Annotated in this window: 14 protein-coding genes and 6 pseudogenes; 18 read left to right on the top strand and 2 right to left on the bottom strand. The window is 37.8% G+C overall.

Annotation, left to right across the window (positions count from 1 at the left end):
- Positions 1-67 precede the first annotated feature (67 nt).
- From gspD to ACLKMH_RS02285, 17 genes and pseudogenes are all read left to right on the top strand, one after another.
- Positions 68-2,073, top strand: a pseudogene (gene gspD, locus ACLKMH_RS02365) (type II secretion system secretin GspD).
- Entirely contained in the window at positions 2,073-3,596 is a 1,524-nt protein-coding gene (gene gspE, locus ACLKMH_RS02360) for a type II secretion system ATPase GspE (RefSeq protein ID WP_413700721.1), read from the top strand. Before gspD ends, gspE begins: the two are co-directional and overlap by 1 nt.
- 1 nt (position 3,597) lies before the next feature.
- Positions 3,598-4,810 (top strand): annotated as a pseudogene (gspF, locus tag ACLKMH_RS02355) (type II secretion system inner membrane protein GspF).
- A 51-nt stretch (positions 4,811-4,861) separates the two neighbouring features.
- The gene (gspG, locus tag ACLKMH_RS02350; protein WP_413700720.1) at positions 4,862-5,317 is read left to right on the top strand and encodes a type II secretion system major pseudopilin GspG; all 456 of its coding nucleotides are present in this window, start codon (positions 4,862-4,864) and stop codon (positions 5,315-5,317) included.
- Between the two features lie 22 nt (positions 5,318-5,339).
- Positions 5,340-5,921: a type II secretion system minor pseudopilin GspH gene (gene gspH, locus ACLKMH_RS02345; RefSeq protein ID WP_413702237.1), complete on the top strand. Its 582-nt coding sequence runs from the start codon at positions 5,340-5,342 to the stop codon at positions 5,919-5,921.
- Entirely contained in the window at positions 5,918-6,334 is a 417-nt protein-coding gene (gene gspI / locus ACLKMH_RS02340; RefSeq protein ID WP_413700719.1) for a type II secretion system minor pseudopilin GspI, read from the top strand. The genes gspH and gspI overlap by 4 nt, the downstream gene beginning before the upstream one ends.
- Positions 6,313-6,921, top strand: coding sequence for a type II secretion system minor pseudopilin GspJ (gene gspJ / locus ACLKMH_RS02335; RefSeq protein WP_413700718.1), 609 nt, complete (start codon positions 6,313-6,315; stop codon positions 6,919-6,921). Before gspI ends, gspJ begins: the two co-directional genes overlap by 22 nt.
- Complete coding sequence (locus ACLKMH_RS02330) at positions 6,921-7,097, top strand: hypothetical protein (protein WP_413700717.1); 177 nt, start codon at positions 6,921-6,923, stop codon at positions 7,095-7,097. Before gspJ ends, ACLKMH_RS02330 begins: the two co-directional genes overlap by 1 nt.
- The gene (gene gspK / locus ACLKMH_RS02325; protein ID WP_413700716.1) at positions 7,078-7,902 is read left to right on the top strand and encodes a type II secretion system minor pseudopilin GspK; all 825 of its coding nucleotides are present in this window, start codon (positions 7,078-7,080) and stop codon (positions 7,900-7,902) included. The genes ACLKMH_RS02330 and gspK overlap by 20 nt, the downstream gene beginning before the upstream one ends.
- 13 nt (positions 7,903-7,915) lie before the next feature.
- Positions 7,916-9,115 (top strand): type II secretion system protein GspL, encoded by a 1,200-nt coding sequence (gene gspL, locus ACLKMH_RS02320; RefSeq protein WP_413700715.1) that lies wholly within the window; start codon positions 7,916-7,918, stop codon positions 9,113-9,115.
- A gap of 57 nt (positions 9,116-9,172) precedes the next feature.
- Positions 9,173-9,772, top strand: a pseudogene (gene gspM / locus ACLKMH_RS02315) (type II secretion system protein GspM); the annotation flags it as partial.
- Positions 9,709-10,167, top strand: coding sequence for a type II secretion system protein N (locus ACLKMH_RS02310; RefSeq protein WP_413700714.1), 459 nt, complete (start codon positions 9,709-9,711; stop codon positions 10,165-10,167). The pseudogene gspM and the gene ACLKMH_RS02310, both read left to right, overlap by 64 nt.
- 10 nt (positions 10,168-10,177) lie before the next feature.
- Positions 10,178-10,375 (top strand): annotated as a pseudogene (gene gspN / locus ACLKMH_RS02305) (type II secretion system protein N); the annotation flags it as partial.
- 134 nt (positions 10,376-10,509) lie between these two features.
- Positions 10,510-11,139 (top strand): annotated as a pseudogene (gene lexA, locus ACLKMH_RS02300) (transcriptional repressor LexA).
- 28 nt (positions 11,140-11,167) lie between these two features.
- Positions 11,168-11,815: an SCO family protein gene (locus ACLKMH_RS02295; protein WP_413700713.1), complete on the top strand. Its 648-nt coding sequence runs from the start codon at positions 11,168-11,170 to the stop codon at positions 11,813-11,815.
- Positions 11,816-11,907: 92 nt separating this feature from the next.
- Positions 11,908-12,222, top strand: a complete 315-nt coding sequence (locus ACLKMH_RS02290) for an MATE family efflux transporter (protein WP_413700712.1) — start codon at positions 11,908-11,910, stop codon at positions 12,220-12,222.
- Complete coding sequence (locus ACLKMH_RS02285; protein ID WP_413700711.1) at positions 12,206-13,192, top strand: MATE family efflux transporter; 987 nt, start codon at positions 12,206-12,208, stop codon at positions 13,190-13,192. Before ACLKMH_RS02290 ends, ACLKMH_RS02285 begins: the two co-directional genes overlap by 17 nt.
- Here ACLKMH_RS02285 and ACLKMH_RS02280 read toward each other — a convergent pair.
- Together ACLKMH_RS02280 and ACLKMH_RS02275 are read right to left on the bottom strand one after the other, a co-directional pair.
- Complete coding sequence (locus tag ACLKMH_RS02280) at positions 13,181-13,399, bottom strand: GNAT family N-acetyltransferase (protein ID WP_413702236.1); 219 nt, start codon at positions 13,397-13,399, stop codon at positions 13,181-13,183. The genes ACLKMH_RS02285 and ACLKMH_RS02280 overlap by 12 nt on opposite strands.
- Positions 13,400-13,458: 59 nt before the next feature.
- Positions 13,459-13,668, bottom strand: coding sequence for a hypothetical protein (locus ACLKMH_RS02275; RefSeq protein ID WP_413700710.1), 210 nt, complete (start codon positions 13,666-13,668; stop codon positions 13,459-13,461).
- Positions 13,669-13,787: 119 nt separating this feature from the next.
- On the opposite strand from ACLKMH_RS02275, the pseudogene metA reads away from it, so the two are divergent.
- Positions 13,788-14,706: pseudogene (gene metA / locus ACLKMH_RS02270) on the top strand (homoserine O-succinyltransferase MetA).
- The last annotated feature ends 268 nt before the right edge of the window (positions 14,707-14,974 follow it).

Raw genomic sequence — 14,974 nt, 5'->3', positions numbered from 1 at the left:
AGCGCTTTCATCTGATGATAATTTTGATGTATAAGTGGTGTATAAGTGAAAGTTGGAGTGTTATTAGATGGTATCTTTAGGGATAAAAAACAAAGCAGTGAAGCTGTTTAATTTAGGTTTGTTGGCAAGCGTATTAAGTTTGAGCCATATTAGCTCTGCTCTTGCGGTAGAGTACTCGGCCAGTTTTAAAAACGCAGATATTAATGAATTTATCAATATTGTCGGTAAAAACCTTAAAAAAACCATCGTATTAGATCCAACGGTACGTGGCAGTATTAATGTGCGAAGCTATGATTTATTAGACGAAAAACAATACTATCAATTCTTCTTAAATGTATTAGAGGTTTATGGTTTTGCTATCGTTGAAATGGAAAGTGGCATCATTAAAGTCGTCAAGTCAAAGGATGCTAAGGTAGCGGCTATTCCTGTGGTTGATGATGGGCAACAGTTTCGAGGTGATGAAATGGTTACCCGTGTTGTGCCCGTAACTAATGTTTCTGTACGTGAATTAGCACCTTTATTAAGACAACTTAATGATAATGCTGGTGGCGGTAACGTAGTTCACTATGATCCTTCCAACGTTATCATGATCACCGGGCGTGCGACTGTGGTAAACCGTTTAGTTAAAATTATCCACCGTGTTGATAAAGCTGGCGACCAAGAAGTTGATATTGTTAAGCTGAGATTTGCCAGCGCCTTAGAAATGGTGAAAGTGGTTAATGCCATTCAACAGCCTGCATCGGGAACGAAAAATACCACACCTAGTATATTACAGCCTCGCCTAGTCGCTGATGAGCGTACTAACTCACTAATTATTAGTGGTGAAAAGAAAACTAGAGCACGTATTGTTGCACTAGTAAAAACACTTGATGATGAGCTTAAAAATAATGGTAATACACGTGTCTTTTATCTCAAATATGCACAAGCTAAGGACCTTGTTTCAGTCTTAAAAGGAGTAAGTAAAACGCTTGAAAAAACAGGGGGCCAGGGGCTTCCGAATCAAGTAATAATTCAGATTTAAGCATTGAAGCACACGAAGGTACAAATGCGATTGTTGTATCAGCACAACCCGCACTTATGTCATCACTCAGTAGTATCATTCGTCAATTAGATATTCGTCGTGCACAGGTTTTAGTGGAAGCGATTATTGTTGAAGTCTCAGAGAATGATGGTATCAACTTAAGTGTACAATGGGGCTCAACTATTGGTGGCACATCTTTCCAAGATAACGGCGTTTCTACTGGTGAAGTATTAGTCAGCGCCTATGAAGTTAGTAATGATGATGATGACTTAGATGCTGTTAGTAGCGTTATATCAGCGTTAACTGGTGGTGCCTTCGGTTTTGCAGGAGATGACTGGGGAGTGTTGTTACAAGCAATTAGCACCAACTCAACATCAAATATCCTAGCAACACCAAGTATTACTACCTTGGATAACCAAGAAGCAAGCTTTATTGTTGGTGATGAAGTTCCCGTTTTAACTGGCTCAACCTCAAGCTCGACGAATGATAACCCTTTCCAAACTATCGAACGTAAAGATATCGGTATTAAGTTAAAAGTAACTCCACAAATTAATGATGGAGATGCAGTACAATTAACTATCGAACAAGAAGTTTCTAATATCCAAGGTTCTACTTCTGTGGATGTTATTTTTGCAACGCGTTCTGTTAAAACAACGGTATTAGCAAAATCAGGTGAAACTATCATTATCGGTGGTCTTATTGATGAAGACGTTAGTGAAACTATTGAGAAAGTGCCATTGTTAGGTGATATTCCATTACTTGGTTACCTATTTAGGTCAACAAAAAGCAGTACTTCAAAACGTAACTTAATGATTTTCTTACGCGCTTCAATCATTCGTGATGATGAAACCATGAATAATCTAAGTACTCGTAAATATGGTTTGATGCGTGATATTCAATTAGGTAAACGTGAGTCAGGGATTACTCTGATGCCTGATAAAAATTCACCTGTGTTACCTGCTTGGGGACAAAGCCATGAAATTGATCCTAATGATTTTACACATAAAAATGTACAAGAAGCTGTGATCGAAACAATGCAGGAAGTGCAGTAATGAGTGTGCTTGATGGTCAAGGATTAGAGGAGGTAACCCATGAGGATGAATACGTTACGCCACGTGGGCAGTTACCTTTTCCTTTTTCTAAAAAACACTCTTTAGTTGTTTCGCATAGCGGCGATCATAGTCAGTTATGTTTCAAAGTCGCACCTAATGCCAGTATTTTATTGGAAGTACGTCGTGTTTTAGGGCATGCCTTTACTATGAAACAAGTCGATGATGAACACTTTGATCAGCTTGTTGCTATTGCTTACCAGTCCTCTTCCTCTGAAGCACAACAATTAATGGAAGATATTGGTAGTGAAGACTTCTTCACCCTAGCAGAAGAATTACCGGGTGATGAAGATCTTCTTGAAGCGGAAGATGATGCGCCAATTATTAAATTAATAAACGCCATGCTGGGTGAGGCAATCAAAGAAGAAGCTTCAGATATTCATATTGAAACCTTTGAAAACTCATTGATTATTCGTTTTCGAATAGATGGGGTATTACGCGAAATTTTAAAACCTCAGCGCAAATTAGCCGCTTTGCTGGTGTCGCGTATTAAGGTAATGGCAAAACTTGATATTGCCGAAAAACGTATTCCACAGGATGGTCGTATTTCAATACGAATTGGTGGCCGTGCTGTTGATGTACGTGTTTCTACTATGCCTGCAAGTCATGGGGAACGTGTTGTATTACGTTTATTAGATAAAAATGCAGTTAAGTTAGACCTAAGCAAACTGGGCATGACCAGTAAAAATCACCATCAGTTGCGTGAGTTAATCCATAAACCACACGGTATAATTTTAGTCACTGGTCCGACTGGATCTGGTAAAAGTACCACGCTATATGCAGGTTTATTAGAAATTAATGCCAAAGATCGTAATATTCTAACCGTTGAAGACCCGATTGAGTATGCGATTGATGGCATAGGGCAAACACAGGTTAACAGTAAAGTTGATATGACCTTTGCACGTGGTTTACGAGCAATATTACGTCAAGACCCTGATGTGGTGATGATTGGTGAAATTCGTGATTTAGAAACAGCACGAATTGCAGTACAGGCGAGTTTAACCGGGCATTTGGTATTGTCTACTTTGCATACCAATACTGCTGTTGGTGCAATCACGCGATTACGTGATATGGGGGTTGAGCCATTTTTATTATCATCAAGTATCTTAGGGGTATTAGCACAACGGTTAGTACGTCGTTTATGTAATGACTGTAAAGAAACACACCCTGCAACTGATAAAGAACATCAAATTTTAGCGCCACAGGAAACCAATGCACCTGTTATCTACCGCGCAGTTGGTTGCCCTAAGTGTAACTATAGTGGTTACAAAGGACGTACAGGTATCCATGAATTATTAATGGTCACTGATGAAGTACGTGAGTTAATTCAAAATGGTGCCAGTGAACAAGCGGTTGAAAAGGTAATACGTAAATCAGCTGTCAGTATTCGTGATGATGGTGTTGCTAAGGTCTTAAATGGGCAAACAACATTAGAAGAAATCTTACGTGTAACCAGAGAGGATTAACGTGGCTACTTTTGCTTATAAAGCCATGGATGCAAATGGTAAACAGAAAAAGGGACCTTAGAGTCAGACTCTGGCCGTCAGTTGCGTCAGCAACTTCGTGGCATGGGGCTGATCCCTTTAGAAGTTGAATTAGTTGCTAATAAGGCGACTAAAACAGGCTCAAGTTTATTACGTAGTAAAATCAAAACCGCAGAACTTGCACTTATCACACGACAACTATCTACATTAGTTGCTTCCTCAATCCCCTTGAAGAATGTTTGCAAGCCGTGGCTGAACAATGTGATAACGCAAAAATAAAAACCATGATCTCTTCCGTACGAAGTAGTGTCGTTGAAGGTTATACCTTGGCTGATAGTATGCGTGGTTTCCCACTTATTTTTGATAACCTTTTTTGTGCAATGGTTGCTGCGGGTGAGAAATCTGGACATCTTGATAAGGTTTTAGATCGTTTAGCTGATTATGCCGAGCAACGCCAAGAGATGAAAAGTAAAATGATGCAGGCCATGATTTATCCAATGGTATTAACCTTGGTTGCAATCTCCGTTGTGGTTATCCTGCTGACCTCTGTCGTTCCACAGGTTATTGGACAATTTGAACATTTAGGTGCAGATTTACCGGCATCAACTAAATTATTGATTGCAATCAGTGATGCCTTGAGTAGTTATGGTCTTTATTTTCTAGGGGTGATCATTACTGGTCTTATTTTAGTGAAAATATGGCTTAAAAAAGAAAAGAATCAACTTGCCTTTGACCGATATTTACTGCGTATTCCAGTATTAGGACGTGTTGCAAATGAGCTTAATACTGCGCGTTTTGCGAGAACACTCAGTATATTAAATAGCAGTGCGGTGCCTTTGTTAGAGGCAATGAGTATTGCCGGTAATGTTCTCAGCAATCAATTTATTCGCTTTAAAGTTGCTGAATCAACTAATTTAGTCAGAGAAGGTACGAGCCTAGGCCGTGCGCTTGCAAGTATTAAATTATTCCCTCCTATGATGTTACATATGATCACAAGTGGTGAAAAAAGTGGAGAATTAGGCAATATGTTGGAACGTTCTGCTGATAATCAGGACAAACAGTTTTCAGCACAAGTGACTGTTGCCCTCGGTATTTTTGAGCCCGCCTTAGTTATTTCAATGGCGGGGGTGGTGTTGTTTATTGTAATGGCGATTTTACAGCCTATTTTACAGCTTAATAATATGGTGTCAGGATAACAATCTGAGGTGCATTTAATGATTAATTATTATTTTACAAAAGGAAATTTCATGAACAGCAGTAACAAGAATCATAAAAACAAAAAACAAACCGGTTTTACGCTACTCGAAATCATGGTGGTGATTGTTATTTTGGGCGTATTAGCTTCTCTGGTTGTGCCAAATTTATTGGGTAATAAAGATAAAGCCGATCGTCAGAAAGTTGTTTCTGATGTGATTGCATTAGAAAACGCACTAGATATGTATAAATTAGACAATAATACCTACCCAACAACAGAGCAGGGATTAGAAGCCCTGCAAAGTAAACCAAGTGGATCTCCTGAGCCACGTAGCTATCCAGAAGATGGTTATATCAAACGTTTACCAGAAGATCCGTGGGGTAATGAATATGTATTAAATAGCCCTGGTGAGTATGGGAAAATTGATATTTTATCTGTTGGGCCAGATGGGGAAGAAGATACTGATGATGATATTGGTAACTGGAATTTAGATGGTAAGTCAGAATAACCCATTTAAAGGTGTTTAACTTATCCGCGAATCCTTCTTTAAAAGGGGCTTTACCCTATTAGAGATAATGTTAGTGCTATTACTCATTGGCATGGCTTCGGTTGCAGTGGTGATGGTAATGCCTAAATATATTAATAATAATGAAAGTGTTGATTGGCAGTTACAGCGCTTTAGCTCATTATTACAATTTGCAGAGGATGAAGCGTTAATTTCAGGTAAAGAGATAGGATTAGTTTTTGATAAAAATTCCTATCGCTTTACTGTTTTTGATTATAAAACGACTAAGTGGTTAGCCTTGGAATCGGAACAATTTGCCAAGGAAATTGAAATTCCTGAGTCAATATCCATTGAATATGAGCTATTAGGCACGGTTTGGGATGAAATTGATGTCGAAGATGAAGATGTTTTTATCGATGAAGAGTACCTTGTTGATATCGAAGGAGACGATCAAGAAATACAATCCTTCTCACCACAGGTATATATTATGTCCAACGGTGAAGTGACACCTTTTAAAGTGTTTTTATCAGAAACGGATAAGCAGAGTGGCGCACTTGAAATCAGCATGAGTGGCATGATCACTCATATTGAGGCAGAGGTTCAATGAACCGCTTTATCGCCTTCAGTAAACAACGAGGCATGACTCTGCTTGAGGTAATGTTAGCGTTAGTTATTATGGCAACATCCGGTGTTGCAGTAATCAATGTCGCTTCAGGAGCCTTAACTGGGCAAGCAAGATTACAGGATAAAACCTTTGCCCTATGGGTGGCGAGTAATCAGTTAACTGAGCTTAAATTAAAAAAATTATGGCCAGCAAGTAGTTGGCAGTATGATTCAACAGAGTTAGCCGGAGTGAAATGGTATGTTCGTTATAAAACCGTTGAAACAGGTAGTGACGATTTTAAAGCGCTTGATATAGAAGTCAGTGATACTGAAGAGGGGCGAGCACTTGCCTATTTAAGGACTTACATTGCAGAACCAGTAATCATAACCGTGCAATGCAGGGGTTTACACTGTTAGAGGTGTTGATTGCTATTTCTATCTTTGCATTGATGAGCTTGGCTTCTTATCAAATTCTGCAGGGTGTTATTCGAAGTGGTGAAATTAGTAAAAAGCACAATCAAGAGTTATTAAAAATTCAGCGTGCAATGCTTATTATTGAGCAGGACTTTACTCAAATTATTGCTCGGGCATCAAGGGATGAAAGTACTGATAGTGATGACCTTAGTGTATTAACTGTTGGTGAATCCTTATTTGAATCTGAGAATGAAGGCATTGAATTTACCCGTTTAGGCTGGAGTAATCCGTTAAACTTATTACCTCGTTCTAATTTATTACGTGTACGTTATCGGTTATTCGAGGGCAATTTACAACGCTTATATTTTTTATATCCTGATATTGTTGCAGGCGAAAAACCTGAAATACAAACCCTGTTAGAGGGGATTGAAACATTAAGCTTTCGTTTTTGGTCAAATGATGGCTGGCAAACAACTTGGACATCAACCACTAACTTACCAACAGGCATTGAGATAAGTTTTACCAGCAAAAAGTTTTCAGAAATAAAACGTCAGTTTTTAGTGTCAGCGAGCTCTGTGGTAGGTGATTGATGCGACATTTTCCTAAAAAGCAACGTGGTATTGCACTGATAACTGTACTTATGATTTTAGCGATAATGGTGACTATCGCGACCACAATGACTGGGCGCTTAACCCTGAGTTTGAAAAGAACAGAAGGGTTGCTTTTCTCGCAAAGTGTTTATTGGTATGGCCAGGTCACTGGGTGATTTTGGACGTTTGGTTTTAGACCAAGATTTTTCAGATAGTAGCATTATCAGTTTAGATCAAAACTGGGCATTACCAGAGATGGTTTTCCCACTTGAAAATGGCAGTATTGCTGGTGAATTCAAAGATTTGCGTAGTTGCTTTAACCTTAATGCATTAGCAGAAAAAGATGATGGTGATACCAGAGCAAGGCCAGTACAACAGTTTGAAAACTTATTAATAGAAATTGGCGTGAATGATTATAGCGCCGAAATGATTGCTGAATCTAGTCGAGACTGGATTGATAGTGATGACCAAAGTGATGTTGCTTTGGGTGCAGAGGATAGTATCTATCAAGCCAGAGGTGTACCTCACTTGAGCGCCGATAATTATATGGTAGATATTACTGAATTAAGAGCTGTACAAGGTGTTGGGCAAAAGGTATTTGAGAGGATTGCGCCTTATTTGTGTGCGATACCAAGTGCCGAGCAAAAAATTAATGTTAATACAGTGGCAGTTGAACAAGCCGCTATTTTATATGTGATTTTTAAAGATTCATTCAGCTTAACTGTGGATGACTTTACTGAATTATTAGAAGATAGACCGGTAAGTGGTTGGAGCAGTGTTGATGATTTCTTAGCCTCAAGTATTTTTGATGGTTCAACGGTTTCCAGTGATATTAGTAATGAATTAAGTGTAACCAGTGAGTTTTTTCAATTAAATGCTATTGCTGAATTTGAAGATCGTATTAATGCCTTACAGGTACTCTTTCAAATAAATGATAAGAAAGCCACCGTGATCCGATATCAATCGGGCGGATTTAAATAGATGGAGATTGTGGGTGACTGAAAGATTAATAATCCGCCTAGCAAGTGAAGCTTCGCAAAAACAACACTGGCTGATTTGGTCAGAAAGTGGCAAGGAAATTATTGCTTCTGGTGAAATTGATAATGCGCAACAGTTAAACAGCTTAACTGAAAAGGCTTCGTCGCGTCATGTTATCTGTCTATTGCCAGGTGTTGATGTATGCATCAAAGAACTTCCTATTAACGGCGCTTTCAACCGTCAAATGCAACAGGCATTACCTTATCTCTTAGAAGAAGATTTAGCTGGAGATGTTGAAAAATTACATTTTACGGTTATTGAACAAAAAACCGATCTTGTCCATGTGGCTGTATGTGATAAACAACGTATGTCTCAGTGGTTATCTTGGCTAGCTGAAGCAGATATTAGTTGTAAACAGTTTATCCCTGAAGGGTTAGCCTTACCCCTTCCTGAAGATAATAAGTGGCAAGCCGTACAACTTGACAACAACTGGATCATAAGAGAAAACCAAGCTGTTGCATGGAGCAGTGATGAAGCTATGTTAACGGCTTTATTATCCTCTAAAATAGACGCTGACAAACAGCAGGTTATCGAAAGCTATAGCCCTATTCCTAATGATCAGCCTGGACAATGGGTAAGTGCAACACCAACATTGCCCATGGAGTTACTTGCAGTTGGTGCGTTAGTTTGCAAAGTAAATCTGTTACAGCATGAATTTAAAGTTAAAAAAGAGGTTAATAAAAATCTCTTAAAGTGGCGTTTACCCGCTATATTAGCCAGCTTATTTTTTGTTATTAGTTGCATTAATGTGTATATCGAAAATCAGCGCATTGAAACAGAAATAAAGGTAGTCAAAGAACAGGTTGAGCGTGTTTATCAATTGGCTTTTCCAAATCAGCGTAAGTTGAGTTATTCGCGCATCAAAAAACAGATAAGAACCATGTTAGCTGAAGCAAATGATAAAGGAGATTCAGCCGGATTCTTAGCTATGCTTGATGACCTTGGCCCGACCTTTGATAGTAACCAGCAGTTAAGTGTAAACAGCTTAAAATATGATGTTAAAAATCATGAAATGCGCCTTTTAGCCGTTGCTGATAATTTCCAGGCATTTGAAAAGTTCTCCAGTGCTTTACCCCAACAATATAGCATTCAGCAGGGAGCACTTAACAGCAGTAAAAACCAAGTTAGTGGTTTACTGACCATAAGGAAAAAATAATTATGGAACAATTTAAACAATGGTGGGAGAGCATCACAACCAGAGAGCAAGCAATTAACTCTGCTTAGTGCCATTTTTATTCTTATTGCAATATTATATTGGGGAATTTGGTCTCCTTTAGCAACAAAGCTTTCTGATAATAAACAACAATTAACTAATACCAAAGCTTCGCTCAGTTGGACTCAGGAAAAAGCCAATCTAATATTACAATCCGGCGTCGTTGGGGTGCAGAAAAGAAGTGGTAACTTAACCCAAATATTAAATAGTAGTGCAACAAGAAAGGGCATTACTTTTTCACGTATCGTTAATAAACAAGATGAAATAGAAGTGTGGATCACCAATATCGAATTTGATGTTTTTTTACAATGGTTAACGGATCTAAATAATCAGTATGGTGTTTTAGTGCTAAATGCAGATTTAGCAAAAGCCGATCAAGAGGATTTATCAAAGTTAACCGTCTATTGCTTACGCATTAACGAGTTAACTGAGATATTCGAGAAGTATTATGAAATTAAAAATCAGCCTGGCATTTATTTGCCTTTATCTTGTTTCTACTGTTGTTTACTGCGCCTGCGAGCCTTATTCTGCCCTTTATGCCTAAGCATTCAGGTGTTGAATTCGAAGATATATCTGGGACGCTTTGGAATGGAAAGCTAACTAAAGTCGTTTATCAAGGAAAGTTTCGAGCGAAGGAATTAACTTGGAAACTAGATTGGTTGGCCCTCGCAACGCTTAAATTGAAAGCAGATATTGAGTTTGATAATGATCCCAGAGTTTTAATGGGTGTGGGCTCTGTTGCATATGGCATGTCAGGTATTATTGTTTCCGATGTGAATGTCGATATGCAAGCCACTGAGTTATTACCCTATTTACAACTTCCTATACCTGTTACTCCCTCTGGAAAATTAACCTTAGTGATTGAAAATGGCATGCCAGGCGATCCCTATTGTAACGAATTAGATGGTTACCTTGTTTGGCGCGGTGCAAAGGTGGCAACTCCAATGGGAAATATCGATCTATCCAGTCCTAATATTGATTTAAGTTGCCGCTGAAGGTGATTTAGTTGCTTCATTAAAACAAAACTCAGAACAATTAACGACCAATGCAAATGTTTCCTTAAAAAAAGGAGGCCACTTTCAAATTGAAGGTAATATCAAGGGGCATGAAAAGTTAGACCCCTCTATTTTGCAAGCAATCTCTTGGATTGGCCCGAAAACAGCTAAAGGAGAAACAATCCTAAATTATAGAGGGCGCATATAATTTCTTCATATTAACGCTGAATCTTGAATGCTAACGGGTATGGATTACTTTATTTATTTCAAAACTAGAATATTTATCTGTATAGATATACACTGTGTATGTTTACAGTCTGAATTTTATTAGTGAGGTAAGTAATGAAAGAGTTAACGAAACGACAAAATGAAGTTTTAGATGTGATTAAGGATTGCATTGCTAAAACTGGCATGCCTCCGACACGTGTTGAGTTGGCTAAAATTTTAGGCTTTCGCAGTGCTAATGCAACGAGAAGAGCATCTAAAAGCCTTAGCACGAAAAGGTGCTATTGAAATATTGTCAGGGACATCTCGCGGTATTCGTATTGTTGAAGAACATAAAAGCAATGTGATCCCGATTGAAGCCGGTCTTCCTTTAGTGGGCATGGTAGCGGCAGGAGAGCCTATTCTTGCTACTGAACACGTTGAATCACATTACGATGTAGATCCAAGCCTTTTCCACCCTAGTGCCGACTTTTTGTTACGCGTGCAGGGGAAAGTATGAAAGATATTGGTATCATGGATGGTGATTTACTAGCAGTTCATAAAACCCAAGATGTTAACAATGGTCAAGTTGTTGTTGCACGAGTTGAAGATGATGTGACTGTAAAACGTTTTTATCGCAAAGGTAGCGAAGTAACACTTAAAGCTGAAAATGTTAAGTTTGACCCGATTAAAGTTGATCTACAATATCAATCCTTTGATATTGAAGGAATTGCAGTTGGTGTAATTCGCACTACTGATTGGATGTAACTGCTTATTATTGATATAGGATATTAAAATGAAAAAGGGATGGGTGATTTCTCTCATTGTTGCATTAGTTGCAATTGCTATTTTACTTTCTCTGGTAGTAAGTGATCGCTTTTCTACAAGCAACCCATCCTTAGTCATGCAAAAAGAGCATAAAACACTACCTGATTTTTCCTTTGAAATGGCTCAAGGAAAAGTATTTGATAATACCAGTTTGCGACAACATTGGACCCTATTCTTTATCGGTTACACATTTTGTCCTGATATTTGTCCAACTACTCTGGCGGATTTAGATCGGGTTTATCCCGAGCTGGTTAAGCCTCCCTTTAAAGATATTCAAATCGTTTTTGTTTCTGTTGATCCTAATCGAGACAAAGCCAATAACCTTGCTGAATACGTGAATTACTTTAATTCAAACTTCATTGGCACAACCAGTACCCATGATCAATTATTTCCCTTTGCTCAAGATTTAGGTTTGATTTATAGCATTGTTGAAGAAGGTGATAGTGATGATGCTTATTATCTAGTCGATCATAGTGCTTCTTTAGTGCTGGTAAATCCTAAAGGCGAACATCAAGCCACTTTTAAAGCGGTGCTAAATGAAGATGGTATTCCTCATGTAGATATGGATTTGATGGTGCAAGATATCCATCAAATCATACAGACATATAATGAGTAAGCTTATGAATAGGCTTACTTATTTTTCGTCATGTTAAAATCAGCTTTTTTACGCCTTTCAAACCACCAAAAATCTTTGCCATCGCATTTCCGATGATGCTCTCCAATATCAGTGTGCCATTATTAGGTTTAGTGGATACCGCCGTAATTGGGCACTTACCTGAATCCTTTTATCTTGCCGGTGTAGCAGTAGGTTCGATGGTGGTATCGTTATTATTCTGGGTTTTAGTTTTTTTACGCATGTCCACAACAGGCTTAGTAGCGCAAGCTTTTGGAGCAAATAACCAGCAACAAATATTACGATTATTAATGCAGTCAGTTTTTATCGCCTTGATACTTTCCATGGTATTACTGCTTTTGCAGAATCCATTATCTTCAGTCGCTTTTCATTTTGTTGAAGGCGACTGAAGAAGTCTTATTTTATGCACGCCAGTATTTTGATATACGTATTTGGAGTGCGCCTGCAGCATTGATAAACATGGTGTTATTGGGTTGGTTATTAGGCATGCAAAATGCCAAAGCACCGATGTTTTTATTAATTATTACTAACAGTATTAATATCTTGTTAGATGTTATTTTTGTTGTTGTATTCGAATGGGGTGTCGCGGGTGTGGCCTGGGCTTCATTATGTGCCGATTATATCGCTTTATTTTGTGGTTTATTTATCGTGCAACGCATGGTTAGTGGCTTCTATGAAAAAGGCCTTTTTGCTCGTTTATTAAAGGAAATACTGAACCTTAAAACCCTTGCTCCTTTTTTACTTTTAAATCGTGATATTTTTATTCGTACACTGTGTTTACAGGTCACCTTTACTTTTATGACGATACAAGGAGTGTCCCTGGGAGATGATATTGTTTCGGCTAATTCAGTGTTAATGCATTTTCTATTAATTATTTCCTTTTCAATGGATGGTTTAGCCTATGCAGTTGAAGCCTTAGTTGGTAAAAGTATTGGTGAACGAAGTATTAGAAAGTTAAAAGAAAGTATTTACCTCACTGTTTTTTGGGCGACATTGTTTAGTGTGTTGCAGTTATTACTGTTTTATTCTTTTGGTGCCTGGATTATTACTCAAATAACCTCAATTGAAGTCGTACAGCAGGAAGCAATCAAATATTTACCCTGGTTAATCATCATTCCAATGACCTCAATGCTAGGGTTTATTTTTGATGGTGTATTTATTGGAATGACAAGGGCAGTAGACATGCGTAATGCTATGATATTTTCATTATGCGTTGTTTATTTTCCGGTGTGGTTTATCTTTGAAGAACAAGGCAATCATGCGTTATGGATAGCAATGAATGCCTTTATGTTTGCTCGTGGTATCAGTTTATTGTGGATATATCGCAGACTTTCACATAAACAGGCATTAATTGTTTAGTGATTTCGTCCAAAATAATGCTGAGCCATGTGCTGGATCTAGTTGATAATCAGAATAGCCTTGTTTTAAATAAGCATTTTTAGCAATTTCATTTCCAGAAAGAACCTCTAATGTGATTTTGCAATAATCACGTTGTCTTGCTATTTTCTCAATTTCTTCAAATAACATTGAAGTAAGTTTTAAGCCTCTAAAGTCTTTATGTACCACCACATCATGTATATTAAATAAAGATTTACATGAGAATGTCGAAAAACCTTCAATTGCGGTTAATAATGCAAAGCAGGTTGCTCTCCTTTAAAAACTAATAGAATAACAGTGTTTGTACGCTGTAGTAATGTACTAACCAAATTCTGTTTAGCAAACTCAGAAAGATCTTCATTGCCACCCATAGGGTCATTTGCATAATGAGACATTAGCGCTAAGTACGCACTGGCGTGTTGTTTATTAGATAAATCAGCTTGAACAATAGTGAACATTTCAGCTCCTTAATAATTTGTATGGCAGGATATTAGCATCAAATACAATATTTGTGTGGTCAAATTACAAATTGATGTTAGACTTCTAGATGGCTAAATTATATTTTATGGAGTTGTATATGCCTATTCGTATTCCCGATGATCTTCCTGTCTGCCGGTATTTTAAAATCTGAAAATATTTTTACTATTTCAGAATCTCGTGCGAGTCATCAAGATATTCGTCCTCTTCGCGTATTAATTCTAAATTTAATGCCTAAAAAAATAGAAACAGAAACGCAATTGATGCGTTTGCTCTCGAACCACACCATTGCAAGTCGATGTAGAGTTACTTCGTGTTGATGCACGTCCATCACGTAATACACCTCAAAAACATCTAGATAAATTTTATGGTGATTTTGAACGCGTTAAGCAAAAAAAATGGGACGGTTTTATAATCACCGGTGCACCACTCGGACAGATCCCCTTTGAAGATGTTTATTACTGGGATAAATTTAAAGAGATTGTTGATTGGTCAAAACATAACGTGACCTCAACATTATTCTTATGCTAGGTCGCTCAAGCCGCTTTGAATTATCTTTATGATATAAAAAGAGAAACCTTAGAAAAAAATTATCAGGTATTTATAAGCACACAACTTATCATCATAAGCACCCTTTAGTACGTGGGTTTGATGATCAATTTTGGGCTCCCTTGTCTCGTTATGCCGATTTTAATTCAAAGACGATCAAAGCACATAGTGAACTTACGGTGTTTGCAGATGAACCACAGGGTGGTGTTTATTTAGCGACTAGTTTAGATTGTCGCCAAGTATTTATTTCTGGCCATCCTGAATATGATGCTAAAACACTAGCAAATGAATATGAGCGAGATTTAGGTGAAGGTTTAACACCTGAGTTGCCAATTAATTATTTTCCTGATGATGATAAAAGCCAAACGCCACGAGCAAAATGGCGTAGTCACGGTAACTTATTGTATAGTAATTGGTTAAATTATTGTGTGTATCAAGTAACGCCTTATTCCTTAGATGAGCTTAAATAAAATTTGTGATTCTAGATTAAAAAGTGTTTTGATAAGTACCGTGAATATGATTTTTTTGCTGGCGTTACTGGATAACTAGCCTACACTTATTATTAGTTAAATGAGTAAGAGGAGTGAAAATAAGTACCAAGCGTAGCATCAAATGAATGGCCCTAGTGGCACTGATAACCTAGGAAGTTCGACATATTGCATGCAACTTCATCACGCTAAATTGCGATTGTTATTAGAGGATTTTTTTGCTGATAATCTAAAAAATTAAGGAGGCAAA

The sequence above is a fragment of the Psychromonas sp. KJ10-10 genome (assembly GCF_047323245.1).
Lineage (GTDB): Bacteria > Pseudomonadota > Gammaproteobacteria > Enterobacterales > Psychromonadaceae > Psychromonas.
Note: the sequence above shows the minus strand (reverse complement) of the source record. Positions and strands in the feature narration are given on the sequence as shown.

Coding starts and splice junctions, on each gene's coding strand:
- ACLKMH_RS02290 (WP_413700712.1), top strand. CDS start 11,908: ATGATGCTCTCCAATATCAGTGTGCCATTATTAGGTTTAGTGGATACC.
- gspG (WP_413700720.1), top strand. CDS start 4,862: ATGAACAGCAGTAACAAGAATCATAAAAACAAAAAACAAACCGGTTTT.
- ACLKMH_RS02275 (WP_413700710.1), bottom strand. CDS start 13,668: ATGTTCACTATTGTTCAAGCTGATTTATCTAATAAACAACACGCCAGT.
- gspK (WP_413700716.1), top strand. CDS start 7,078: ATGGCCAGGTCACTGGGTGATTTTGGACGTTTGGTTTTAGACCAAGAT.
- ACLKMH_RS02330 (WP_413700717.1), top strand. CDS start 6,921: ATGCGACATTTTCCTAAAAAGCAACGTGGTATTGCACTGATAACTGTA.
- ACLKMH_RS02310 (WP_413700714.1), top strand. CDS start 9,709: ATGCCTAAGCATTCAGGTGTTGAATTCGAAGATATATCTGGGACGCTT.
- gspI (WP_413700719.1), top strand. CDS start 5,918: ATGAACCGCTTTATCGCCTTCAGTAAACAACGAGGCATGACTCTGCTT.
- gspJ (WP_413700718.1), top strand. CDS start 6,313: ATGCAGGGGTTTACACTGTTAGAGGTGTTGATTGCTATTTCTATCTTT.
- gspE (WP_413700721.1), top strand. CDS start 2,073: ATGAGTGTGCTTGATGGTCAAGGATTAGAGGAGGTAACCCATGAGGAT.
- ACLKMH_RS02295 (WP_413700713.1), top strand. CDS start 11,168: ATGAAAAAGGGATGGGTGATTTCTCTCATTGTTGCATTAGTTGCAATT.